Origin of the sequence: Maribacter sp. 6B07 (assembly GCF_002700155.1) — a bacterium.
Classification (GTDB): domain Bacteria; phylum Bacteroidota; class Bacteroidia; order Flavobacteriales; family Flavobacteriaceae; genus Maribacter; species Maribacter dokdonensis.
The window spans coordinates 301,830-327,403 of record NZ_PDUT01000002.1 but is presented as its reverse complement, the minus strand read 5'-3'; the positions used below and the strand labels follow the sequence as shown (position 1 = coordinate 327,403).

The window sequence follows — 25,574 nt, the reverse complement described above, 5'->3', positions numbered from 1 at the left end:
TTTTAAATTTGTGTTTAAATATTCTCAATCAAAATTAAACATTTAATGACGAAAGCCGAAAAAATAGCTTTTACAATTGATACTTTACAAGAGTTATATCCAGAAATTCCTGTTCCCTTAGATCATAAAGATCCTTATACTTTATTAATTGCAGTATTAATGTCTGCCCAAAGTACAGACGTTAGGGTAAATAAAATAACCCCCTTACTTTTTGCAAAAGCGGACAACCCTTATGACATGATTAAACTGAGCATAGATGAAATTAGGGAAATTATTAAACCCGTTGGTTTATCGCCAATGAAAGCGAAAGGTATTTACGGATTATCAAAAATTTTAATAGAAAAACATAATGGTGAGGTTCCCCAAAATCTTGAAGATTTAGAAGAATTACCTGCTGTTGGCCATAAAACAGCTAGTGTAGTGATCTCACAAGCATTTGGAATTCCTGCTTTCCCGGTAGACACACATATTCACAGGCTACTATATAGGTGGGGGTTCACCAATGGTAAAAATGTGGTACAAACCGAAAAAGATGCCAAGAGGCTATTTCCAAAAGAAATTTGGAACGATCTTCACTTACAGATTATTTGGTATGGTAGAGAATATTCACCCGCTAGAGGCTGGGATCTTGAAAAAGACATAATCACCAAGACCATTGGTAGAAAAACGGTTTTAAATGATTATTATAAAAATAAAAAAACCCGCTAACTGCGGGTTTTTTTATTAATTCAAAAATGTTTCGAATTCTAAATCTTCGTATTCAAATTCAAAGAGCGCTTGTGAATAGCTCAACAAGAAATTGATTGTTTTAGGACATACTTTATTAAATCCTGTCTGTTCTTGGTAATCTGAGTAAATTTTTTCCATACTTCCTACGTTGTTACAATAAAATAACGCAGCAAATTTGGAAATATTGTTTATTTAATTTTTACCCTCTATTAATTCGTAAGAACTATATTGTTTTTTTCAATGATTTTTCTAAGGTTAATAAGAGCATAACGCATTCTACCTAAAGCTGTATTTATACTTACACCTGTATTTTCTGATATTTCTTTAAAGCTCATATCCTTATAGATACGCATTAACAAAACCTCTTTTTGATCATCTGGCAATTCTTCTACCAATTGTCTAAGATCAGTATCTATTTGGTTTTTAATTAGTTGTTTTTCGGCATTTAACTTATCATCTCCAATTACAGAGAAAATATTAAAGTCATCACTGCCTTCAAACATTGGCATTCTTTTGTTTCTTCTAAAGTGGTCAATGATCAAGTTATGTGAAATTCTCATTACCCAAGGTAAAAATTTACCTTCTTCACTATACTTACCTCTTTTTAAAGTTTTGATCACTTTAATAAAAGTATCTTGAAAAATATCTTCTGTAATATCCCTATCTAAAACCTTAGAATAGATAAAACTAGTAATACGCTGATTGTGTCTGTTAATTAAAATTTCAAGGGCACCTTCGTTTCCGTTGATATAATCCTTAACTAATTCTGAGTCTTCAATTTGTAGTTTCATACGAGTTACTTTCTTTAATTGGTTAAGATTGGGAAAATCTTTTTAGTTAATTGGTTTGTTTTTTATTTCTGATATAAAACTAGAGAAAAGGGGGGCTGTAGGAAAAAGTATGTTGTCAAACCGCGTTTTTTTGATGTGAAACATCGAAAAAGTATATTTCCATACAATAAATAGTATTTAGTATAGTTCGGCGGGCAAATTGTAAGAATTCAAAAACCTCACTGAAAGCCCTTAAGTATTGCTAATACAATAGAATACATATATATTAGAAGAGGTAATATATTATTTGTCCTACAAGAATAAATACTACAACAAACAAAACTTGATAATAAAAAAGTAGTAGAAATGAAAAAACCCTTAAGCTTAGCTTAAGGGTTTATATATAATGTAAGATTGTTCTTAGTTCAAATTAGTTTCGAACTGCAATCCTTTTGCCTCAGTTACATTTAAAGATTTAGAATAAGACAGTAAAAACTGAATAGTTTCTGGTTTAGCCTTTACTACTTTAGTGTTATTCTGGTTCTTAGTGTATAATTTTTCCATGCTATTTGTTGTTTAGGTTCATCTAAAGAACGACACATGGATGAAGATAGTAGATCCACTCGACCTAAGACCAATTAATTCGTTAAAACTATATTATTGGCCTCAACAAGCTTTCTAAGGTTTATTAAAGCGTAGCGCATTCTTCCTAACGCAGTGTTAATACTCACACCCGTATTATCGGAAATTTCTTTAAAGCTCATATCTTTATATATACGCATCTCTAAAACTTCTTGTTGATCCTCCGGTAGCTCTTTTATCATTCTCAATAGATCAGTATCTATTTGCTCTTTTATCAATTGCTTTTCCGCATTCAATTTATCGTCACCTAACAATGAAAAGATATTATAACTTTCCTTGCTATTATACATTGGCATTCTGTTATGCTTTCTAAAATGATCTATAACAAGGTTATGAGCTATACGCATTACCCATGGTAAAAATTTACCCTCTTCGTTATAGGCACCTCTTTTTAAGGTTCGTATAACCTTCATAAATGTATCTTGAAAAATATCTTCGGTAAGTTCACGGTCACCTACTTTAGAATAGATAAATCCTGTTAACCTAGAATTATGACGATTGATTAAAGCTTCAATAGCTTTTTCGTCTCCTTGAATATATTGCTTTACTAATTGGGAATCTTCAACTTGTACTACCATAACGTTACTTGTAGGGTTAAAATGCAGTCCCAAATTCAAAATGAATAAGGGTCTAATGGTTAAATTCTAACTTAAAAAGTAATGTTGCGTTATAGGCGTGTTGAATTAAAATGAGATCCCAAAGATATAAAAAAATAAATACTCTTATAAAAATGTGAAAATTTCTTACTCCATTTTTAGATAAACGGCATTTTTTAGTTCAGAAAAAAGGCAAAGCGTATCTTTGTATTCTTAGAAATTTGTATGCCTACACTTACCGAAATAAATCCGAAAGAAAACATTATAATCAAGGGTGCTAAATTGCACAACCTAAAAGATATTGATGTTGTTATACCAAGAAATAAACTTGTGGTCATTACAGGACTTTCAGGTTCTGGAAAATCTAGTTTAGCTTTTGACACCTTGTACGCAGAAGGTCAAAGACGCTATGTAGAAAGCTTATCATCCTATGCCCGACAGTTTTTGGGCAAATTGGATAAACCTAAGGTAGATTACATTAAAGGTATAGCCCCAGCTATTGCAATTGAGCAAAAAGTGAATTCTACCAACCCTAGATCAACCGTTGGTACAACCACTGAAATTTATGACTACATAAAACTTTTGTTTGCGCGTATTGGTAAGACCTACTCCCCTGTTTCTGGTAACGAAGTAAAAAAACATACTGTTACAGATGTTGTTAACCATGTAAAAGCTTATACCGAAGGTACCAAGCTCTTACTTTTAGCACCTATTACCATTCGTGAAGATAGAGATGCCATAAAATCATTGGAATTATTTTCAAAACAAGGTTACGCACGTATTAAATATAATAACAGTGTAATGCGAATAGATCAAGCTCCCAAGGATATTGGCAAAAAGTTTGATCTTGTAATTGACAGAATCATTACCAAAGACGACGAAGATTTTTACAATAGATTGGCAAATGCCGTAGATACTGCCCTTTTTGAAGGTAAGGGCGAATGTATGATCGAGGAACTGGCAGATGGCGAACAAACACTTTTCAGTAATAAGTTTGAATTAGATGGTATTACATTTCTTGAACCGAATGTTCATCTCTTTAGCTTTAATAATCCCTACGGTGCTTGTCCAAAGTGCGAAGGGTACGGAGATGTTATCGGTATAGATGAAGATCTGGTTGTACCAAATACGGCATTATCGGTTTACGAAAATGCGATTTTCCCATGGAGAGGAGATAGCATGAGTTTTTATAGAGATCAGTTGGTCAACTCAGCATATAAATTTGATTTTCCAATTCATAAACCTTGGTTTGAACTTTCTGAAGAGCAAAAACAATTGGTTTGGGATGGTAATGCACATTTTATAGGACTACATAAGTTCTTTGGGATGTTAGAAGAGAAAAGCTATAAAATACAGAACAGGGTAATGCTCTCAAGATATAGAGGTAAAACCAAATGTAATGTTTGTAATGGCAAAAGGTTACGTCCAGAGACAGATTATGTAAAAGTTGGCGGAGCTTCCATTTCTTCATTGGTAGGGTTATCCATAGAAAAACTGATTCTGTTTTTTAATGACCTTAAATTAAATGAAAGTGACGCAACCATTGCAGCAAGACTTTTAGTTGAAATAAACACACGGTTAGGATTTTTGGATAAGGTGGGTTTAAATTACCTAACCATTAACAGAAAATCCAATACATTATCAGGTGGAGAAAGTCAGCGTATAAATCTAGCAACCTCTTTAGGTAGTAGTTTGGTAGGTTCCATGTATATTTTAGATGAGCCAAGTATTGGACTACACCCAAGAGATACTGAAAATTTGATAGAGGTTTTACTATCGTTACGTAATCTGGGCAATACCGTTATAGTGGTTGAACATGACGAAGATATCATGAAGGCCGCAGATGTGGTTATTGATATAGGTCCAGAAGCTGGTACACATGGCGGCGAAGTAGTGGCTCAAGGTACACTTAAGGAAATACTTAAGTCAAAATCGCTCACGGCCCAGTATCTAAATGGTAAAATGGAGATTAAAGTTCCTAAAGAACGTAGAACTTCAAAAAACCATATTACTATAAACGGTGTTCGTGAAAACAACCTTAAAAACATCAATGTTACTTTTCCTTTAGATATGTTAACCGTAGTAACAGGTGTATCTGGTAGTGGAAAAAGTACTTTGGTCAAAAAACTGTTATATCCTATAGTACTTAAAGAAACTGGTGGGTATGGAGAAAAAGCAGGTCAGCATACTTCTGTGGAGGGCAAGTACAAACATATTAAACATGTAGAATTTGTAGATCAAAATCCGATCGGGAGATCTTCACGCTCCAATCCTGTAACTTATATAAAGGCATATGATGATATTAGAAGTTTGTTCGCTGGCCAAAAACTGAGCAAGATCAGAAATTACCAAGCAAAGCATTTTTCATTCAATGTCGATGGCGGTAGATGTGAAAAATGTAAAGGTGAAGGTGAAATCACCGTAGAAATGCAGTTTATGGCAGATGTTCATTTGGAATGTGAAACTTGTGGTGGTAAACGATTTAAAAAAGAAGTACTTGAGGTCAATTTCAATAATGCCAATATAGACGATGTACTTAATATGACCATTGACAATGCTATTCAGTTTTTTGAAACCGGAGAGCAGACCAAAATAGTCACTAAACTAAAACCTTTACAAGATGTTGGTTTGGGGTATGTAACATTGGGTCAATCTTCATCTACCCTTTCCGGTGGAGAGGCACAACGTATTAAATTAGCTTCTTTTTTGATTAAAGGTAGTACCAAAGAAAAAGCGCTCTTCATTTTTGATGAGCCAACTACGGGATTACATTTTCATGATATTCAAAAACTATTGAAATCATTTAACGCACTTATTAAGAAAGGACATTCTATTGTAGTCATTGAACATAATATTGATTTAATTAAATGTGCAGACTACATTATTGATCTTGGTCCAGGTGGTGGTGAAAATGGTGGACAATTATTAGCCGAAGGTACTCCAGAAGAGGTTGTAAAAAGCAAAAAATCGTACACGGCGAACTACCTAAAAGAGAAAATAAATTAAATTTACTACAAAAATAAAGTATTTAAATATATCACAAACCATTGATTATCAATATTATAATCAATGGTTTTGATTTTTGGCACGCTGTTTGTAATGTACTAAGGGAATGTAAATAATTACATTTAGAACAACTGCTCCAAGGGGCAGATTTAAACCTTATATTATGAAGAACTTAGTACTCCTTTTTACAGCGATGATTTTTAGCACCACAGGTGTTTTCGCTTCAGGTATTAGCGAAGATAAGGTTGCAAACAGCAATACTTATAGATATGACAACTCATTTATTTTTATAGAAAACGGAATTACTTTTTCTGTTTACCCAGATGGTGAATTTGATTTTTATATTGAAAACCAAGTAACAGGAAGTAGAAACGGAGTAACGTTCAATTCAGGTTACGATTATAGTCCATTTGCTCAATATGATGATTATGGTGCTGTAATTCAAGTAGAAAATGTGCCTATTTATTATGACTATTATGGTCGTGTTAATCAAATTGGTGATGTTAATATCAATTACAGAAACAACAGAGTACGTAGTATAGGTGGTATGTATGTATACTATAACAACCGTGGTTTTTATGATTACCATACCGGTTATATCAATATTTACAACAGAAACTATGTGTACCGTCCTTTCCATAGATGGTTCGTTAGACCGGCAGTAGGATTTAGTTTGGTATTCAATAGTCCGTACAGAAGATATTACACACCAGTAAGATATTCTTACTACAGACCTTATAGAAATAATTTCAGAAGGGCTTATGTAAATGTTGGTAAGCAGTATAGATATAATAAAGTAAGAAATAACAGAACTAAAATTTATAGAAACGATAAGCGTGTAGCAGTAAGAAACAATACATACAGAAGTAACAGATCGGTGGCTAAAAGAGACAATGGATTGAGAACCGGTAGATCGGTTGCCGCTAGCAATACTTCAAGAAACAATAGAAACTCCACGGTCAATAGATCTACTACTGTTAGACGTAGTAATACCAATAGTGGTAGAACTACACAAAGTAGAACGGTTACTAGAAGTTCTAATAACGGAACAGTTAAAAGAAGTACTACAGTAAATCGTAGTACGCCAAATAGAACGGTTACAAAAAGAGAAGTTACACGTACACCAAAAAGTACTACGGTAAAAAGAAGTTCTACAACGTACAAGAAACCCGTTAGCAGAAGTGCAAATACTAGAACAGCTACAAATACCAGAACACAGCGTAGCACTGTTACAAGAAAAGCGACCAAGAGTCCTTCTAGAAGTACCGTAAGTAGAAATTCTAGTTCAAGATCTGTAAGTAAAGCTCCTTCTAGAAGCTCAAGCTCTAGAACAAGTTCTGCAACTAGAAGTAGTAGAAGAAATTAAAATAAGTTTTTAGGTTGGTTAGTTGTAAAGCGCCGTAATGAATTCATTCATTGCGGCGCTTTTTTAATGCAATAATCCCTTCTCGGGAAATAATTTTCTAAACTTTTTAGGTAAACTAGCAACTATCTTCATTTTCTCTTGGGTAAAAGGATGAATAAACTCTAAGGTGCCGGCATGTAAGTACAGACCTTTACCCTTTAATTGCAACCCTTCAAGAAAATAAGTAGCATCGCCCAAAATGGGGTTTCCAATAGAAAGTGAATGTTTTCTAAGTTGATGCCTTCGCCCCGATCTCGGATTTAGCTTTACCAGATTTAAAAATGAAAAACGTTCAGACTTTAGTGATTTTACTACCTTAAAACTAGAACTAGCAGGTTTATCATCTATAGCATCATCAATAACCCCAGCTGGTATTTGTGAACCAATGGTTACGGCATAGTACGTTTTAGTAATTTCTTTATGTTCAAATAATTTGTTGAGTGCGGTAATTGCACTACTGGTTTTCCCTACAAGAAGCAATCCAGTAGTTGCATAATCTAAGCGATGAACCGGTTTTGGACCTACGGCATCAAACAATGTACTGGGAGAAAGGTTTTGAGCTAGTGCATTAGCCACGGTTTTAAATCCGTTACCGCTTACTAAAATTCCTGCTGGTTTATTAATTACCGCCATATACTCATCCTCATAAATAACTTTTAAGTTAAGAACCAATCTAGTGTTGTTGTCTTTCTCTGTGGCGTGATATATTATAATTTCCCCACCTTTGATAAAAGTTGCCGTACTGCCCACTACCCCATCTACCGTAATCAGATTTTTTTTAAGTGCTTTCTTTAAAGCGGATTTTGTGGAAATCTGTTGAAATATCCCTACTCCGTATTCCTGCAACCTAATTGCGCCAGTTAGTTCTTGAACAACATGCGTCTGCTTCAAAATCATCTTAAGCCCAAAGTTAACTCTGTTTTATTAGTTATCCATTTAAATACTTTAGAACTACTAAAATACTTAAGTGAGTTAACCATGCTACCTATATAAGTTTAATTTTCACCCAGTTAACAATCCATCATCAAAAACCGAAATGAAAAAAATCAACCATAAGATTCTTAGACAACTTATCATATTGTCGCTGATTATTTTTTTAGGCGGATTGATTATCAAATATATGCTTCCGTATATTTCTGGAGTTTTAGGAGCCCTTACGCTCTATGTAGTACTTAGAAAATGGATGCTCAAATTAATTAATAAAGGGATAAAAAGAATGTGGGCAGCTATGCTACTCATTTTAGTATCCTTTATTGGAATCTTCGTTCCGCTGACCGCAGCAGGGTTTATGTTAAGCTCTGAACTAAGTAATTTGGCAGACAAATCTGAACAAGTTACCAAGGCGTTTAAAGATCAACTTTTTCAAGTAGAGAAATATGTAGAGTATGACATTTCATCTACTATTGACCCCAAACAAGCATCAGGCTGGTTAACGGATAATATGCAAGGTTTTGCCAGTGGAACTTTCAATGTGTTTATTTCATTGGGCATATTATTATTTCTATTGTACTACATGTTAAAGAGTCCAAAACAATTAAAGGAGTCTCTTCTAGAATATATTCCGCTCAGTAATAAAAATTTAATGACTTTGGGAAAGGAGATTGATAGTGTGGTACGCTCCAATGCTATTGCCATACCGCTGGTTGCATTAGCTCAAGGAATTATCGCTCTTATCGGATTCTATATTTTTGGGGTAGAGAGCCCACTATTTTGGTTTGTAATCGTAACTATAGGATCCATGATTCCTTTTATAGGAACATTTATAGGAATATTTCCAGTTTTTGTACTGAGCCTTGCCAGCGGCGAAGACTTTCAGGCCTGGGGAATTTTGCTTTATGGAATTTTGGTAGTAGGTATGACCGATAATATTATTCGGCTTTTCGTTTTAAAACAATTAGATAGCACGCACCCGTTAATTACCTTAATTGGTGTACTAATTGGTATACCTCTTTTTGGTTTTGTAGGACTTATTTTTGGTCCATTGATTATAAACTTATTCTTGATTATTGTAAAAATATACAAACAACAATACGGCATTCAAAAATCGACCAAGCAAAACGAAAATAAGATGTAATTAAATTTTTAAATATTTATTCAAGAATGCATACACATCCTCCGATATTTTAAATCGATATAGAACACCTACATAAAGCGCAATCATCAAAATACTTTTCAACGCAATATTGACTAGCGGATGAAAAGAAAATGAAAATGTTGAAAAAATCACTGCTATAATAATCAGCAAAAGCAACACTTTAATTGTCTCATGTGTAAAAGGCTGCATTTGAAATTTTGCTTTTACGTAGCCCAATTTCAATGAATTATAAATAAAAAAGGCACTGAAACTAGCTATTGCCGCACCGTTTATACCGTAGTTCGGAATCAACCAGAGATTAAAAAGAATAGCCAAAACCGCTAACAATACGCCAAAAAACAAAATAGACTGGTAGTAATCTGAATTAAAAAGTATGGCATTGTTGTTCCCTAAAAGCGCATCATACACCTTTGCCAAACCAACCCAAAATACGATCATAAAACCGCCAGCATATTTATTCGGCAATAATTCATAAAGCTCATTAAGATTCAATAAAATCAATAAAAAAAGTATGCCGGAGACTATAAACAGTGTTAACGAGCTTTTTTGGTATAATTGCGTAAGAGCCGGTATATCCCTACTATTTAAATAATTTGCCGTTAACGGATATGTAATTTGATGCATTGCTTTTGAGGGTACGGCAATGGTTGATGCAATAAAACCAGCTACAGCATAAAAAGCCACATTTTCAAGCTCCAAAAAATTATTCAACATAACCTTATCTACCTCCATCAATACAATAGCAGTAGAACCTCCTAAAATTATTAAAGCACTATACTTTACAATATTCCTCCAATTGTTCGGAAAATGAAAATCTAATTTAGGAGAACGTAAGCTGTAAGAATATAATTTCATTATTAATGTTCTCGCAATATAGAAGCCTACCAAAGCATTAATAAAAAATGATATATCTATCAACTTAAAATACAATAGCAGTAGTAATACGGTTTGCCCTACCCTACAAAAAATCTCTTTCATGAAATTGCCGAACATCGATTTCATTTGGATTCGCGCCCATGCATAAAAGACTTCAAAGTATGACATTGCCATACCTACCAAAAAAATATGCCACACATACTCCCTAACCACATCATTTTGTCTAGAAAGTAAATTTCCTATTATATCATTAGCGGCATAGCTAACCACTGCCACCGGTATGATCAAGAACAAAGGCAAAATCAGCATTAAAGTCAAAAATGAATCTTGATTCTTTTGACCCTTAAAACTTGAATAAAATTTGACTAAACTATTGGGAACACCAAATGCTAAAATGGGCATTAAAACTGAAGACACGGACAAAATAACCTGTATTAAACCGTAATTACTTGGTTGCATAAAATTGGTGTACAAAAACAAGGTATTGGCAGCTCCTATCGCAAAACCTATATAGGTAACAATTGTATTATTTAGAGATTGTTTTAGTACGATACCCATTAGATGTATTCAGCCAATTTTCTGGTGAGCTCTCTTCTGCTAAATTGCTCAATGTTGTCAGCAATAATATTTAATTGCCCTTTCTGATAATTTTCAAACCATCTTAAAATTACGTTTTTCAGTTCAATATCATCAGAATGTTCAAATATATAGCCAGTTTTTGTTTCTTCAACAATACTTTCTACGTCCCAATTCTTAGGTCCAATTCCTAAAATTGGTCGCTTGGCCGCCATATATTCAAACAGTTTACCCGGTATAATTCCAATGGTTTCCTGAGAATCTATTTCTACCAGTAATAATACTTGAGATTTTCGTTGATATACCAAAGCTTCTTGATGAGAAACATATCCTATAACTTCAACAAAGTCCTGTAATCCTACCTCTTTTATAGTTGATAGTATTTCATCACTGACAACACCTATAAACTGTAGTCTTAATGCCTCTTTAAATGCAGGAAATTCATCTACCATTTGTGCCAAAACCGACCAAAATTTCACGGGATTTCTACCGCTTAATAATGACCCTATATGTGAAATGGTAAATTTTGAATCTAACCCATCATTAGTCAGCAACTCCCCATCAAACCCATTGGTAATAACCTTTATTGGTTGACCTGTAATGTTTTCAAATTCCTTTTTTGTAGTACTGCTGGTAACTATAATTTTGTCTGCCGTATGAAGAACTTTAGCTTCTAATAGTTTATGTTTCTTTTCAGCCGATTTGGTTAATTTCAATTTCTTATGATAGCCAATAGTTGTCCAAGGATCGCGAAAATCCGCAACCCAATGTACAGGTTTCCCCTGTTTTAAATAATAGCCAATTAAATGCACGCTGTGTGGAGGACCGGTAGTTATTATAGTATCAATACCCTCTTTAGCCAACACATCTTTTAGGAAGTTTACAGATGGTTTTACCCAAAACTTTCTTGCATCCGGTATAAAAAGGTTTCCGCGAACCCACAAAAGAACTTTCTCTATAAAAGATTGGTTTTTCGTCTGGATGATTCCAGAGCTAATACGCTTCGTTTTTTTACTTGAAAAGAGTGAAGCAATGCGATAAGGTTCTTTAATTTTATGCTTATAGATTTTTATATCAGTGGATACATCTTGAGAAAAAGTATCATCTAACATGGGGTAATGAGGATTCTCAGGAATATATAGTACCGGCTCAATACCAAAATCTCTAAGGTATTTCACAAACTTTAGCCAACGTTGCACTCCTGGTCCGCCAGCAGGTGGCCAATAGTACGTAATGACCAGCACTTTTCTCATTATGCTTCTTCTTCTTTTTTAGACCTCCAAAAAGAAAAACCTAAGCCACCTACAATTACCAGTCCCAATAAAATAGTACTTGCCAAAGTAATTTTACTACCCGTAGCTACAACCTCTGGTTCAAATTTGAACTCTATTTTATGCTCCCCAGAAGGTACCGAAAGTGCTCTTAATACATAATCAACTTTAAAATAATCACTTTGTTTTCCGTCTATATAGACATTCCAACCATTTTTGTAATACATTTCAGAAAAAACAGCTACACCTTCATTTCTGTTCTTAGAATTATATACTAGGTGATTGGGTTCATAATCTATTAACTCAATAGATGCTGTAGAATCCACTTGATATTCCATTGGCTTAACATCTGTAAATGAAGTAGCGTTATATACGGCAATATTTTTAGTATCTAAACTATCAAGTGCCATTATTTCCTCATTGGCATTATTGACCGCATTCAGTTTAGAAATAAACCAAGCATTACCATTGGCATTAGGGTTTTCAATAGGAAAGGTATTTCCTTCTTGATCCTGCCTTATAACATACTTAATGTTCATCATATTCAAGACGGACAGATTACCGTTATATACGTGGAAATTAAACAAATCTTGCATACCGGCAGGTTTTGCAGCATGATACCCCGTTATACTTTGATGAAAATAAGCCGTTTTAGCAGAGTCAAATCCGTCGGTTTGATCAAATACACGAAAAACACCATCATCTTTTGCAATAATTTTATCGGCGGTAGTTTCTTGAAATGGCTCAAGCATTTTACGCTTAGACACAAAATTGTCATTGTTCACATAACGTAAATCAACCCCAACCAAATCTACCACCACTAAAACACCAACAGCGATAATCAAGAAATTCATTTTCAATTTCTCTTTCAAATACAACCAGATCAATAAAGCGGTTGCCAAAGCAAACCCTAAAGAACGCAATAGATCACTTGTATAAACACTTTTACGATCTAAACGAAGCATTTCCGGAAGCTCCTCTAACCCTGTCATTCTCAAATTATCATCGGCAGCACCCACAAAATGAAAAGCTCCTTTAAATAAAAATAACACAACCCCAAGCCCTAGGATTGTAGCTGTAGCTAAGGTCAAAGATTTGATCTTATCGGCATGTGGCACCTTATCCTTAAATAGCTTTTTCAATGCCAATATTGCCAAAACAGGTACGCATAGCTCTAATATAACTTGAATGGAAGACACCGCCCTAAACTTATCGTATAGCGGAAAGTAATCTATCATAAAATCTGTCAATACACTAAAATTCTTTCCCCATGAAAGTATCAATGACAACAAAGAGCCAAACAGTAGCCACCATTTATGCTTGCCTTTTACCAAAAACAACCCTAAAACAAATAGAAAGAATATCACCGCACCTAAATAAGCTGGTCCTGAAGTACCTGGTTGTTCTCCCCAATACAGTGGTAGACCACTAACAAAATCCAAGGCACTGGATCTGGCCAAACCTTTATCAATTAGGTAATTATACGATTTTGAATTCTCACCCAAATTTTCTTGACTTGCGCCACCAAAAAGTCTAGGAACAAATAAATTCAACGATTCAGCAATACCGTAACTCCAGTTAGTAATATAAGCTTTACTTAATCCACCAGTGTCTTCTTTAGATGAACCATCTGGGTTGATCGTTAATTCACTTTTACCTCGCGTACTCCAATCAGCATATTCTTTAGTTGCCATTAGCCCTGTAGCATTGGCAGCAATACCTAAAGTTACGGCTATCAACAATATACCGACCGAAGTGAAAAAATGCTTCAATTTTTTATCCTTAATGGCATATATCAAATAAACCACACCCAAAACCAATACAAGTAACATAAAGTAATAGGTCATTTGGTAGTGGTTGGCCGTAATTTCCAAAGCCATGGCCAAAGCGGTTAAAACAAAGCCCCACAGATATTTTTTTCTAAAAACCAATACAATACCACCTAAAAGCATAGGTAGGTATGCCATGGCATGAGCCTTAGCATTATGTCCGGCACCTAAAATTATTATTAAGTAAGTAGAGAAACCAAAGGCAAGTGCACCAATTACAGCTAACTTAAAATCCACTTTTAAACAACACAGTAGAATATAAAAACCTATGAAATATAGAAATAGATAATCTGCCGGTCTTGGTAAAAACCGAATTAAACGGTCTAATTTTTTAATGTAATTATGTGGGTAATTTGCTCCTAATTGATACGTTGGCATGCCCCCAAAAGCGCTATTGGTCCAATACGGTTCTTGATCTGTAGCTTTTCTAAAATCGTTCTGCTCTTTGGCCATACCGGTATATTGAGCAATATCATGCTGGTACATAACCTTACCCTGCAGAACCGGACTAAAATAAGCCAAGGCGGCGATGATGAAAAATACGACAACAAAAAAATTGATGAAAAAGAATTTTAAGCCTTGCTTCATTTGCTAAAAGTAGTGTTTAAGCAAAGATAACTAGTCTAGCTCTTCAAAATCAATGTATTCACCTACTTTTTCTGAATCCTTCTTTTTTCTAGTGGTTTTTTTATTGATAATTACACTCTCATCTTCTTGTTCATTAAATGGGCGTTGATTATCAAAAGCTTGTCTGAAATGAGATTCAGTTTTCTTTGCTGCGTAATTCAAAATTTTTGGCGCAAATAACCTTGCTAATATTTTTAGAAGGTAATAGACCAAAAGAATAATTAATATAGTTTTTAAAAAAGCCATTTATTACTGCTTATATATATCAAAAATACAATTATCACGTTGTATATGTAGAATCATATTATTAAAATATATATAAAATCGTGTTCATGAATAGTCTTTTTGCCTACTCTAAATCATATCAATACGTATTCGCTTTATTATTTCTAATACCATTAATAGGAATTTCTCAATATACAGATGTAATAAATTCTAATAGACCTGGAGTTTCTGTGAGCGCTTACGCGGTTGGCAAAAATGTGGTACAGGCAGAAATGGGATTATTCTATGAACAAAGAGACCACACCATTTTAAATACAGAATCGAATATTTGGGGAACCGATGTTTCATTACGATATGGTTTGTTATTCGAAAGATTAGAACTTAATTACGAAGGTACTTTTCAAGATCAAAAGATAACATTTTTGAATTTTGACCTAGAGGGCAAGCGAAGAGATTTTTCTAGAAATAGATTAGGTTTAAAATACTTGATCTATGACCCATTTAAAAATCCTGAAGCCAACAAACCCAACCTTTATAGCTGGAGAGCCAATCATAAATTTCAATTTAAGAATTTACTGCCCGCAGTTTCTTTATACGGTGGAGCAAATTTTGTTTTAGGCGATAATCCTTTTTATATAGGTGAACCAACCATTTCTTATCGTGGTATGATCGCTACCCAAAGTCGTTTGACTCCAAGGTTCGTATTAATTACCAACACCGCATATGACCGTATAAGCACAGATGACCCTGAGCTCAGCTATACCATATCATTATCCCATGCATTTAGAAACCCAAAATGGAGTGTTTTTGTAGAACACCAAGGCATTGATAGCGATCGGTACTCAGATGTATTGATACGTGGAGGTATTGCCCATTTATTAAAAGAAAACCTGCAGTTCGATTTTAATATGGGAGCTAGTCTAAAAAATACACCTACACGTATATTTTTTGGAATTGGCGGTTCTTACAGAATGGATTTCCATAAAGACAGCTTAAAACCAATTGAAGATCAAGAAGCGGATCAAAATGGTGGTGCCATTGACAAAAAAGCCATGAAAAAGAAAAAGAAGGATAAGAAAAATAAAGGTAGCGGTGCAGAAGACGTAAACCTTGGGCCTTCTAAAAAACAGCTCAAAAAACTTAAGAAAGCGGAAAAGAAGAAAAAGAAAGAAAGTAGCGAGATCGACTTTTAACACTACATTCTACTCTTCAATATTTCATTACGCACCCCTTTATAATGTAGATTAATATCACTAATATTGGCACTTCTAAAGAAGTCCAATGATTACGATACATGAAGCCAAATCAAAGCAAGATTTAAAACGTTTTGTAACCTTTCCTTTTTCGTTATACAAAAACAACAAATATTGGGTACCCCCCATTATAAATGACGAACTTGAAAGTTTTGATAAAGAAAAAAATCCTGTTTTTAAAGATGCAGAGGCATGGTTCTTCCTTGCCATGGACGGTGATAAAATAGTTGGTCGTGTAGCCGCTATTGTCAATCACTTAGAAGTTGACCAACAAAATGTAAAAAAAATGCGTTTTGGTTGGTTCGATTTTATAGATGATCAAAATGTATCTAAAGCACTTTTAGACAAAGTAGCAGAAATTGGTAATCAGCACCAATTGGAATTTATGGAAGGTCCTGTAGGTTTTTCAAACTTAGATAAAGTTGGAGTACTTATAGAAGGGTTTGATCATATTGGCACCATGATAACTTGGTATAACCATCCTTATTACAAAGACCATTATGAGAGTCTTGGCTTTGTAAAGGAAAAGGAATACATGGAAAATAAATTTCCTGCAGGTAATGCAGATCCAGCACTCTTTACCAAATTGAACGACCTAGTTAAAAGAAGGTACGGTCTTAAAGAGGTTAATTTCACAAAGACTAAAGAGGTTATGCCCTTAGCAGATGAAATGTTCGATTTATTTAATGAAACCTATGCCAACCTTTCTTCTTTTGTTCCCATAACAGAAATACAAAAGGCTTATTTCAAAAAGAAATATATAAGCTTTATTAACCCAGAGTACATAAAATTCATTAAAGATAAAGAGGATAAACTCATCGCCTTTGCCATTGTAATGCCATCATTTTCAGAAGCACTGCAGAAAGCTAAAGGTAAGTTGTTTCCGTTTGGATTATACCACTTGTTGAAGGCCAAGAAAAACAGTAAGGATGTTATTTTCTATTTAATAGGAATACGACCAGAATACCAAAACAAAGGAGTTACTGCAGTAATTTTCAACGAGTACTACAAAACATTCAAAGAAAAAGGCATAGACATGTGCTACCGTACTCCAGAATTAGAGGAGAACATTGCAATAAAGCAAATGTGGAAACATTTTGACCCGGTAATCTATAAACGTAGAAGAACGTATAGAAAATCACTTTCTTAAAAAAAGTAAAAGGTCCGAAATCAAATTTGATTTCGGACCTTTTTATATACGACTGTTGTAGATTATTCTCCCATTGCAGCGGCAACTGCAGCAGATAATCTTTTATATGTACCATTCTGCAAGCGCTCTCTAATAGAAGAGAAAGCTTCCAATGTTTCTTCAACATCTTGTAAGGTGTGGGTAGCGGTAGGTATTAAACGTAAAAGTATAAGACCTTTAGGTATTACCGGATACACAACAATAGAACAGAAAATACCATGATTTTCACGTAAATCCTTCACTAAAGCCATTGCCTCTGGAATACTTCCATTTAGATAAACAGGAGTAACACAACTAGTAGTTGTACCTATATCAAACCCTTTTTCTTTTAACCCGTTTTGTAACGCATTCACGTTTTCCCAAAGTTTAGCTTTCAGCTCTGGCTGGGTACGCAACATTTCTAAACGTTTTAGTGCTCCTTTCACATAAACCATTGGTAATGATTTAGCGAACATTTGCGAACGTAGGTTATATTTTAAATAATCAATAATTTCTTGATCGGCAGCAACAAATGCACCAATACTTGCCATTGACTTTGCAAAAGTGGCAAGATAAACATCAATACCGTCTTGCACACCTTGCTCTTGACCTGCACCTGCACCGGTTTCACCTAAAGTACCAAAGCCATGTGCATCATCTACCAATAACCTAAACTTGAATTTTTCTTTTAAGGCTACGATTTCTTTTAAGATACCTTGCTCACCACGCATACCAAAAACGCCTTCAGATATAACCAAGATACCTCCACCGGTTTGTTCGGCCAATTTGGTTGCACGTTCTAAATTCTTTTCAAGGCTCTCCGCATTATTGTGAACAAAGGTAAAACGCTTACCCATGTGTAAACGTACACCGTCAATTATACAAGCATGACAATCAACGTCATAAACTATAATATCATCTTTTGTAACAAGGGCGTCTATTACAGACATAAAACCTTGATACCCGAAATTCAGCAAGTAAGAAGCTTCCTTTTGAACGAAAGCAGCACATTCTTGCTCCAATTGCTCATGAAACTCTGTATGACCACTCATCATTCTTGCACCCATTGGGTATGCAGAACCATATTCAGCTGCAGCCTCACCATCAACCTTCTTAATCTCCGGAAGATTCGCTAAGCCTAAATAATCATTGATACTCCAGGTAATAACATCTTTACCTTGAAATTTCATTCTATTAGAAATAGGACCTTCCAATTTAGGGAAAACAAAGTATCCCTCTGCTTGTGAAGCCCATTTACCTAAAGGGCCTTTATTAGCTAAAATTCTATCAAATAAGTCTTTCATTGTTTAATTTGGATCTGTCTGCAAAAGTAAAAAATTTTGATAAAGATTCATAAATTATTTACTACGCAAAAAAGTGGGCTATAAACCCACTTTTTTATAAAATTATATCTATTTATTTTTTACTTAACGTATTGTATTTCTTGCGTCTCCTCTACGGTATTCGTATTCAAGAAACCTTGATCTTCCATCCACTGATCACTATAAATTTTGCTCATGTATCTAGAACCATGATCAGGAAATATACAAACAACATTACTATTCTTGTCAAATGTATTTAATTCGTCCAATTGCTTAATGGCCTGCATTACCGCCCCACTGGTATACCCAACAAAAATTCCTTCTGTTCTTGATATTTCTCTAGCAGTGTGTGCACTTTCCGCATCCGTAACCTTTACAAACTCATCAATAGTACTAAAATCAGTAGCACCAGGAATTAAATTTTTACCTAGACCTTCTATTCTATAAGGATAGATTTCATTGGTATCCAATTCTCCTGTTTCATGATACTTTTTTAATACCGATCCATAAGCATCAACACCAATAACTTTAATATTGGGGTTTTGCTCCTTTAAAAAACGAGCCGTTCCTGATATTGTACCACCTGTACCACTACATGCGATCAAGTGCGTAATTTGCCCACCTGTTTGCTCCCAGATCTCTGGACCCGTAGATTTATAATGGGCTTCCATATTCAGTTGATTGAAATACTGGTTGATGTATATAGAACCTTTTGTTTCTTTATGCAACCTTTTAGCAACTTCATAATATGACCTTGGATCATCTGCACTTACATGTGCGGGACAAACATATACCTTAGCACCCATAGAGCGCAACATATCTATTTTGTCCGGTGATGACTTGGAACTAACCGCCAGTATACAATCATATCCTTTAATGATACTTGCCATTGCAATACTAAAGCCAGTGTTTCCTGAAGTTGTTTCTATTACAGTACTACCTTCGGTTAGAATACCTGCCTTTTCAGCCTGCTCTATAATATGAATCGCAATTCTATCCTTAGAAGAGTGACCCGGATTAAAAGCTTCTACCTTTGCGTAAAAGTTACCGGTAAGATTTTCTGCAATTCTATTTAACTTAACTAAAGGTGTATTACCTACTAGTTCTAAAATATTGTTGTAAGCCCTGATCTCATTTTTCATAAGGGGGATATCAATGTTTAGTTATTTTATAAAAAGAAATTTCTTGAAATTTCTGACGCAAAGCTACCATTTTTTTTCCACTATGTGATTTTTCCTTCCAAATCAAGAAGAAATGCATATTCTTTGGCAACTTCTCTTAACGATTCAAATCTACCAGAAGCACCACCATGACCAGCATCCATGTTAGTATTTAATAGTAGTTGATTATCATCTTTCTTCAACTCCCTTAACTTGGCAACCCATTTGGCCGGCTCAAAATACTGCACTTGAGAATCGTGCAGACCAGTAGTGACCAACATGTTAGGATACTTTTGAGCCACCACGTTATCATAAGGCGAATAAGATTTCATATAATCATAAAATACCTTTTCATTTGGGTTACCCCATTCATCATACTCACCTGTGGTTAGCGGAATAGAATCATCTAACATTGTTGTTACCACATCAACAAACGGTACAGCAGCAATAACACCATTATAAATGTCAGGTTGCATATTTATAATTGCCCCCATTAATAAACCACCGGCAGAACCGCCCATTGCATATAAATGCTTTGCACTGGTCATTTTTTGTTCGATTAAAAATTTTGAACAATCAATAAAATCAGTAAAAGTGTTTTTCTTCTGCAATAATTTACCGGTCTCATACCATCTTCTACCAAGGTACTCCCCACCCCTAATATGAGCTATTACAAATACAAAACCACGATCTAACAAACTTAACCTTACCGTAGAAAAGTAAGGATCAATTGTTGAACCATAAGAACCATATGCGTATTGTAAAATTGGTGTATCCTCATTTAAAACAGTATCCTTTCTATGAACAACGGACATAGGTATTTTCTCCCCATCTCTAGCCGTTGCCCATAAACGAACTTCTCTATAATTTTCTTTTTCAAAAGTTCCTCCTAAAACGGATTGTTCCTTTTTCACCTCCTTTTCCTTAGTTCGCATGTTAAAATCTATCACAGAACTAGGTGTAGACATGGAATTATAAGAATACCTAAGTATTTCGGTATCAAAATCAGGATTGTTACCTACATATGCCGTGTATGTTTCACTTTCAAATGGTAAATAATACTCATTTGTACCATCCCACCTAATAATTCTAATTTTGTTCAGTCCGTTTTCACGCTCAGAGAGTACATAGTATTCTTTAAAAATATCTACGTCTTCTAAAAGAACTTCTGCTCGATGAGGAATAAACTCTTGCCAATGTTCTGAAGACGTTTGGTTTTCAGAAGTACGCATTAATTTAAAATTCTCGGCCTTATCTTTATTGGTAAGAATGTAAAAGCTATCCTCATAATGAAAAATAGTATACTCCAAACCTCTTTCCCTGGGTGAAAACACTTCAAAATCACCATCAGGAGTATCTGTAGAGAGAATTTGAAATTCAGACGTTAAAGTACTAAAAGAACCTATAACCAAATATTTCTTCGATTTGGTTCGGTATATGAATGTACTGAACGTATCATCTTGCTCATGAAAAACCAAAACATCTTCGGAGGTAGGCGTTCCTAGCTTATGCTTATAAATCTTATCCGATCTAAGTGTTACCGGGTCTTTTCGGGTATAAAACAAAGTTTCATTGTCATTTGCCCATACACCACCACCTGTTGTATTTTCAATTTTATCTTCTAAAACCTCACCAGTTTCCAAGTTTTTGACCTGTAAGGTATATTGTCTTCTAGACACAGTATCTACACCAAACGCAGCCAATTTATTATTAGGGCTGATAGCAATACCTCCAAGATTAAAATAATCATGTCCTTTGGCCATTTCATTACCGTTGAACATAATTTCTTCATTGGCACTAAAATCGTTCTTAAATCTTGAGTACAATGGATATTCACCACCTATTATGTAGCGAGTACTGTACCAATAATCATTTAATTTATAGGGAACAGAAGAATCATCTTCCTTAATTCTAGCTTTCATTTCTTGAAACAAATGTTCTTGAAAATCTTTGGTATGCGCAGTTACTGCATCATAATATGCATTCTCAGCTTCTAGATAAGTAATAACCTCTTTGTTTTCCTTATCATTTAACCAATAATAATTATCTACCCTTACATCATCATGAATAATTAATTCTTTAGGAACTTTTTGCGCCTGCGGCGGATGTTTAATATTCATACCTACTACATTATAAAATAAGACGGCAAAAATAAGACTAATTCGTAGACCCCCGTTTTATTATAAGCAAAAACTGAAATGCTCCTATTTTTAGTATTTTTGACATTTAAAATTAAAAACACAAACTATGTTCGGAGATATGATGGGTATGATGGGAAAACTCAAAGAAACCCAAAAAAAAGTTGAAGAGACCAAAAAAAGATTGAATACGGTTACCCTTGAAGAAAAATCAAGTGATGGCTTGGTTTCGGTGACCATAACCGCAAATAGAGAAGTTAAGTCCATAGTAATAGATGACAGTCTTTTACAGGACAAAGAGCAATTAGAAGATTATTTGATACTAACATTAAACAAGGCCATACAAAACGCTACTAACGTAAATGAAACTGAATTAGCTGCTGTTGCTAAAGACGGTATGCCCAATATTCCTGGTATGGATTCGTTATTTAAGTAAGATTGGCAGGTTATTTGCAATTGACATTATAAAATATAAATTCATGAAGTATCTTTTTTTATTATTAATGATTCCGTTTTTGGCCACCGCCCAAATGGATATTAAAAATGCAAATGATTCTAAATGGCTTACTAATTATGATACCGCTATTTCAAAAGCCAAAAAGCAGAAAAAAAATGTACTCGTTTATTTCACGGGTAGCGATTGGTGTCCTCCATGCAAAATGTTGAAAACCGATTTGTTCGACACCGTTGAGTTTCAAGAACTGTCAAGCAACTATATACTGCTCTATATAGATGTTCCAAGAAATAAGGATTTGTTAACTGAAAAACAATTGGCGCACAACAAAGAGCTACTAACAAAACTCAACAAAAAGAAGGTATTTCCATTATTTAAAGTAATAGATTACAAAGGAAAAGAATTAGACGCTCTTTCTGGTTATAGCATGAACGGCGTAGTTGATTCTCATCTTAAACTTTTAGAAAAAAATAAGTAAGATAAATTTTATTTCATAAAAAATGGCTCATGTAAATACATGAGCCATTTTTGTTATACATCAATTCCAAGCAATAACATTTAAAACAATTAACCTATTTCAATATGAAAGATGTATACCCTAAATAGATATATACCATTAAACTTCATAATTACCATGCGATTGGCAAGTCTAGGGAGACAACCAAACCTCAACTACAATAATTACTTACTTCTAACTTACAAACAGCTTAGCACCTTTTGAAACAATTAGGTTACTATTATAACCTAAGTTAAAAGCATAAAAAAGGGCTTACTAGTGTAAGCCCTTTTCAATCAAAAAAACAACCTATTCATTAATTGTTGATCAATCTAAATTGAGTTCTTCTGTTCACTGCATGCTCTCTAGCCGTACAAGAAACGCCATCACTACATCTGTTCAACAATCTTGTTTCACCGTAACCGTTAGCTACTAAAAGACTTGAATTAACACCTTTAGTAATTAAATAATCAGCTACTGCTTTCGCTCTTCTTTCAGATAAGTCTTGGTTAGACACTGAACTACCTTGTGAATCTGTATGAGAAGCTAATTCAACCTTAACACCAGGGTTTTGAGCTAATACTGGTAACAATCTATTATCGATAATACTTTTTGCCGCAGAAGTCAATGTAGCACTACCAGAATCCCAGTTAATTGGTAAAGCTTGGTACTCAACCAAAGCGCACTCCACTTCTTTCCAAGTAGTTAAACCACCTTTTTCCTTTAATACCTCTTTGGTAATCGTTGTAGTTTTAGCCGGAATAATCTCTTCTACCGTGTAAGCATCTTTATCCAATACCGTTTTAGTAATTTCTTTATAAACTGCAGGAATAATTTTTTCAACTACGGTAGCAGGTGAGATCAAAACTTCTTTTGTGTAAGATCCATTTTTAGAACCTAATGGAGAACTCGTTGTAGAGGCATCATTAGCCAATACCTGCGTAGAAACTGTTTCAAATTGTGCAGGGTATCCTTTGTAACACCAGTATCTACAATCATCTGGATTACCAGATTCACAATCAGGTGCCGCTACGCCCAACTCCCACTGTGCATATGCAGGCTTGATCTCTATAGTTTGTGTACTGGGAGAAAAAGAAGCAGGGATCACCTGTAAAGAATTTCCACCTCCTTTAGATACATAGGTTACCGTTTCTGTTCCCCACTTAGCAGGAACAACAGTAAGCACTTTTTCTTCTTCTCTCACCAATACACGTTCTGTTATTGTTTTAAATGTAGCAGGAATCGTTTTTAAAATTTTGTACGAAGGGTTGGTTGTAACCGTAGTCGTTTCATTTACATACACATCTGGTGTTGTACAACGTACATAGCATTTACCTGGTTCTGGATTTGACGGCAAGTCTTGTGCCATTGCAAACGAAGCAGAAAATGCCACTGCTAGAAATAATACTTTTTTCATTTTGATAGTGTTTAAAATTAATAATTGGTTATTTATAATTATTTATTTGAGGTTTCCTGTAAACTGGTTTTAACCTAGTGTCGAATGCTATTTTAAAACCTGTGAGTTTAACGCCTCAATAATTAAGACACACTATTATTTAAAAAGTCACTGAAAAGCAGAGAAAATATTATTTATCTTTAAGGATATGATTAAAATTGTTAAAGATAAAGACGGCCTATATCAATTTGTTTTGAAGTCTGGCAACGGGCAAGTATTATTAAAGAGCATACCCTTTAATAGTGAAAATGAAACAGATAGCACCATAAAAGACATTAAGGCACTGAAAAAATCTAACGGAAAATTCTTTGAAAGAAGAACTAATACGGATGGTAAATTTTTAGTTGAATTAAAAAATTCTACAGGCAAAATTGTTGGTAGTAGCGGACTTTACACTTCAGAAGCCGGTATGGAAAATGGTATATTGAATATTACAAACAGTTTAGAGTAACATATTAAAAAGACGCTAGCTGCTTAAGCAATTCTTCATGCATATCATTAGTATAGTCCAAATGGGTAACCATTCTCAATTTCCCTTGCCCCATACCAATTATTAAAATATTCTTTTCTTTTAATTTATGAACAAATTGATCGCTTGTCATAAATGATTCATCAATTTCAAAAATGACAATATTGGTCTCAATAGGCTCTACCTTTTTTATAAAAGATTTTGCAGCTAATGCCGCTCCTATTTCTTTTGCCTTTTTATGATCTTCTGCCAGTCTTTCTATATGATTGTCCAAAGCATAAATAGCCGCCGCCGCCAAAAAACCCGATTGTCTCATGCCACCACCAAATATTTTACGAATACGGATCGCCTTGTTCATTTGTTCTTTAGTACCCAATAGCAAAGACCCTACAGGGCAACCTAACCCTTTACTCAGACAGACGCTTATGGTATCAAAAAGCTCTCCATACTGCAACGGAGTCTCTTCCATTTCAACCATAGCGTTCCATAATCTTGCTCCATCTAAATGATACTTTAAACCATTATTAGCACAAACCTTTTTAATTGCCTGCAGTTCACTAAAATTCCAACAAGTACCCCCACCTTTATTTGCTGTATTTTCTATGGATACCAATGTGGTTAACGGGCTATGGTAAAAATCGGGTGGATTTATTGCCGCTGCCACTTGTTCCGCTGTCATTGTACCCCTATCACCATCTACCAGTCTGCAAGACACCCCACTATTAAAACTAACACCACCACCTTCATAATTATAAATGTGGGCATACTTGTCACAGATCAATTGCTCACCAGGCTGCGTATGTAATTTTATAGCGGTCTGGTTGGTCATGGTACCACTAGGAAAAAACAGTGCTGACTCCATTCCAAAAAGTTTTGCCACCTTTTCCTCTAAGGCATTTACGGTAGGATCCTCTTTAAAAACATCATCACCCACCTCAGCGGTCATCATAGCATCTAACATTCCGGGTGTAGGCTTGGTTACCGTATCACTGATAAGATTAATAAGCATAA

Annotated in this window: 23 protein-coding genes; 9 read left to right on the top strand and 14 right to left on the bottom strand. The window is 34.6% G+C overall.

Going from position 1 to position 25,574, the window contains the following annotated elements:
• Nucleotides 1-45 precede the first annotated feature (45 nt).
• A complete protein-coding gene (gene nth, locus CSC80_RS11110; protein ID WP_058103180.1) occupies nucleotides 46-708 on the top strand; it encodes an endonuclease III in 663 nt (220 codons plus the stop codon).
• A 15-nt stretch (nucleotides 709-723) separates the two neighbouring features.
• On the opposite strand, the gene CSC80_RS19495 is transcribed toward nth, so the two are convergent.
• From CSC80_RS19495 to CSC80_RS11100, 4 genes are all read right to left on the bottom strand, one after another.
• Nucleotides 724-867: a hypothetical protein gene (locus tag CSC80_RS19495; protein WP_167342516.1), complete on the bottom strand. Its 144-nt coding sequence runs from the start codon at nucleotides 865-867 to the stop codon at nucleotides 724-726.
• Between the two features lie 71 nt (nucleotides 868-938).
• Nucleotides 939-1,520, bottom strand: a complete 582-nt coding sequence (locus tag CSC80_RS11105; RefSeq protein WP_058103181.1) for a sigma-70 family RNA polymerase sigma factor — start codon at nucleotides 1,518-1,520, stop codon at nucleotides 939-941.
• A 399-nt stretch (nucleotides 1,521-1,919) separates the two neighbouring features.
• Nucleotides 1,920-2,063 (bottom strand): hypothetical protein, encoded by a 144-nt coding sequence (locus CSC80_RS19490; RefSeq protein ID WP_167342518.1) that lies wholly within the window; start codon nucleotides 2,061-2,063, stop codon nucleotides 1,920-1,922.
• Between the two features lie 74 nt (nucleotides 2,064-2,137).
• Nucleotides 2,138-2,719 carry a sigma-70 family RNA polymerase sigma factor gene (locus CSC80_RS11100; RefSeq protein WP_058103182.1) on the bottom strand — a complete coding sequence of 194 codons (582 nt, stop codon included), beginning with the start codon at nucleotides 2,717-2,719 and terminating at the stop codon, nucleotides 2,138-2,140.
• A 243-nt stretch (nucleotides 2,720-2,962) separates the two neighbouring features.
• Between CSC80_RS11100 and uvrA the strand changes: the two genes are divergently transcribed.
• Nucleotides 2,963-5,743 carry an excinuclease ABC subunit UvrA gene (uvrA, locus tag CSC80_RS11095; protein ID WP_099191847.1) on the top strand — a complete coding sequence of 927 codons (2,781 nt, stop codon included), beginning with the start codon at nucleotides 2,963-2,965 and terminating at the stop codon, nucleotides 5,741-5,743.
• A gap of 163 nt (nucleotides 5,744-5,906) precedes the next feature.
• Nucleotides 5,907-7,109 carry a hypothetical protein gene (locus tag CSC80_RS11090; protein ID WP_099191845.1) on the top strand — a complete coding sequence of 401 codons (1,203 nt, stop codon included), beginning with the start codon at nucleotides 5,907-5,909 and terminating at the stop codon, nucleotides 7,107-7,109.
• A 63-nt stretch (nucleotides 7,110-7,172) separates the two neighbouring features.
• Here the strand turns inward: CSC80_RS11090 and CSC80_RS11085 are convergent, their stop codons facing one another.
• Nucleotides 7,173-8,045 carry an RluA family pseudouridine synthase gene (locus CSC80_RS11085; RefSeq protein ID WP_099191843.1) on the bottom strand — a complete coding sequence of 291 codons (873 nt, stop codon included), beginning with the start codon at nucleotides 8,043-8,045 and terminating at the stop codon, nucleotides 7,173-7,175.
• 139 nt (nucleotides 8,046-8,184) lie between these two features.
• On the opposite strand from CSC80_RS11085, the gene CSC80_RS11080 reads away from it, so the two are divergent.
• The gene (locus CSC80_RS11080) at nucleotides 8,185-9,222 is read left to right on the top strand and encodes an AI-2E family transporter (protein ID WP_099191841.1); all 1,038 of its coding nucleotides are present in this window, start codon (nucleotides 8,185-8,187) and stop codon (nucleotides 9,220-9,222) included.
• Here the strand turns inward: CSC80_RS11080 and CSC80_RS11075 are convergent, their stop codons facing one another.
• From CSC80_RS11075 to CSC80_RS11060, 4 genes are read right to left on the bottom strand one after another with little or no spacing between them, the layout of a single operon-like run.
• Nucleotides 9,223-10,677, bottom strand: coding sequence for a polysaccharide biosynthesis C-terminal domain-containing protein (locus CSC80_RS11075; RefSeq protein WP_099191839.1), 1,455 nt, complete (start codon nucleotides 10,675-10,677; stop codon nucleotides 9,223-9,225).
• The gene (locus tag CSC80_RS11070; protein ID WP_099191837.1) at nucleotides 10,677-11,948 is read right to left on the bottom strand and encodes a glycosyltransferase family 4 protein; all 1,272 of its coding nucleotides are present in this window, start codon (nucleotides 11,946-11,948) and stop codon (nucleotides 10,677-10,679) included. The genes CSC80_RS11075 and CSC80_RS11070 overlap by 1 nt, the downstream gene beginning before the upstream one ends.
• Complete coding sequence (locus tag CSC80_RS11065) at nucleotides 11,948-14,383, bottom strand: YfhO family protein (RefSeq protein WP_099191834.1); 2,436 nt, start codon at nucleotides 14,381-14,383, stop codon at nucleotides 11,948-11,950. The genes CSC80_RS11070 and CSC80_RS11065 overlap by 1 nt, the downstream gene beginning before the upstream one ends.
• Nucleotides 14,384-14,413: 30 nt before the next feature.
• Nucleotides 14,414-14,668 (bottom strand): hypothetical protein, encoded by a 255-nt coding sequence (locus CSC80_RS11060; RefSeq protein ID WP_058103190.1) that lies wholly within the window; start codon nucleotides 14,666-14,668, stop codon nucleotides 14,414-14,416.
• Nucleotides 14,669-14,754: 86 nt separating this feature from the next.
• On the opposite strand from CSC80_RS11060, the gene CSC80_RS11055 reads away from it, so the two are divergent.
• Both CSC80_RS11055 and CSC80_RS11050 read left to right on the top strand, forming a co-directional pair.
• On the top strand, nucleotides 14,755-15,840 hold the full coding sequence (locus CSC80_RS11055; protein WP_099191832.1) for a transporter: 1,086 nt from the start codon (nucleotides 14,755-14,757) through the stop codon (nucleotides 15,838-15,840).
• 88 nt (nucleotides 15,841-15,928) lie between these two features.
• Nucleotides 15,929-17,050, top strand: a complete 1,122-nt coding sequence (locus tag CSC80_RS11050) for a hypothetical protein (RefSeq protein ID WP_058103192.1) — start codon at nucleotides 15,929-15,931, stop codon at nucleotides 17,048-17,050.
• A gap of 62 nt (nucleotides 17,051-17,112) precedes the next feature.
• Here CSC80_RS11050 and CSC80_RS11045 read toward each other — a convergent pair whose 3' ends face one another.
• From CSC80_RS11045 to CSC80_RS11035, 3 genes are all read right to left on the bottom strand, one after another.
• Nucleotides 17,113-18,372: an aminotransferase class I/II-fold pyridoxal phosphate-dependent enzyme gene (locus CSC80_RS11045; RefSeq protein ID WP_074673329.1), complete on the bottom strand. Its 1,260-nt coding sequence runs from the start codon at nucleotides 18,370-18,372 to the stop codon at nucleotides 17,113-17,115.
• Between the two features lie 119 nt (nucleotides 18,373-18,491).
• Nucleotides 18,492-19,532: a cysteine synthase family protein gene (locus CSC80_RS11040; RefSeq protein WP_058103194.1), complete on the bottom strand. Its 1,041-nt coding sequence runs from the start codon at nucleotides 19,530-19,532 to the stop codon at nucleotides 18,492-18,494.
• A gap of 80 nt (nucleotides 19,533-19,612) precedes the next feature.
• On the bottom strand, nucleotides 19,613-21,670 hold the full coding sequence (locus tag CSC80_RS11035) for a S9 family peptidase (protein ID WP_099191830.1): 2,058 nt from the start codon (nucleotides 21,668-21,670) through the stop codon (nucleotides 19,613-19,615).
• A gap of 127 nt (nucleotides 21,671-21,797) precedes the next feature.
• On the opposite strand from CSC80_RS11035, the gene CSC80_RS11030 reads away from it, so the two are divergent.
• Both CSC80_RS11030 and CSC80_RS11025 read left to right on the top strand, forming a co-directional pair.
• A complete protein-coding gene (locus tag CSC80_RS11030) occupies nucleotides 21,798-22,124 on the top strand; it encodes a YbaB/EbfC family nucleoid-associated protein (RefSeq protein ID WP_071341887.1) in 327 nt (108 codons plus the stop codon).
• A 43-nt stretch (nucleotides 22,125-22,167) separates the two neighbouring features.
• On the top strand, nucleotides 22,168-22,620 hold the full coding sequence (locus CSC80_RS11025; protein WP_058103197.1) for a thioredoxin family protein: 453 nt from the start codon (nucleotides 22,168-22,170) through the stop codon (nucleotides 22,618-22,620).
• Nucleotides 22,621-22,954: 334 nt separating this feature from the next.
• Here CSC80_RS11025 and CSC80_RS11020 read toward each other — a convergent pair whose 3' ends face one another.
• Nucleotides 22,955-24,055 carry an OmpA family protein gene (locus CSC80_RS11020; protein WP_071341885.1) on the bottom strand — a complete coding sequence of 367 codons (1,101 nt, stop codon included), beginning with the start codon at nucleotides 24,053-24,055 and terminating at the stop codon, nucleotides 22,955-22,957.
• A 187-nt stretch (nucleotides 24,056-24,242) separates the two neighbouring features.
• Between CSC80_RS11020 and CSC80_RS11015 the strand changes: the two genes are divergently transcribed.
• Nucleotides 24,243-24,545, top strand: a complete 303-nt coding sequence (locus tag CSC80_RS11015) for a YegP family protein (RefSeq protein ID WP_099191828.1) — start codon at nucleotides 24,243-24,245, stop codon at nucleotides 24,543-24,545.
• Nucleotides 24,546-24,549: 4 nt separating this feature from the next.
• Here the strand turns inward: CSC80_RS11015 and CSC80_RS11010 are convergent, their stop codons facing one another.
• A complete protein-coding gene (locus tag CSC80_RS11010; protein ID WP_099191825.1) occupies nucleotides 24,550-25,572 on the bottom strand; it encodes a GntG family PLP-dependent aldolase in 1,023 nt (340 codons plus the stop codon).
• Nucleotides 25,573-25,574: the final 2 nt, after the last annotated feature.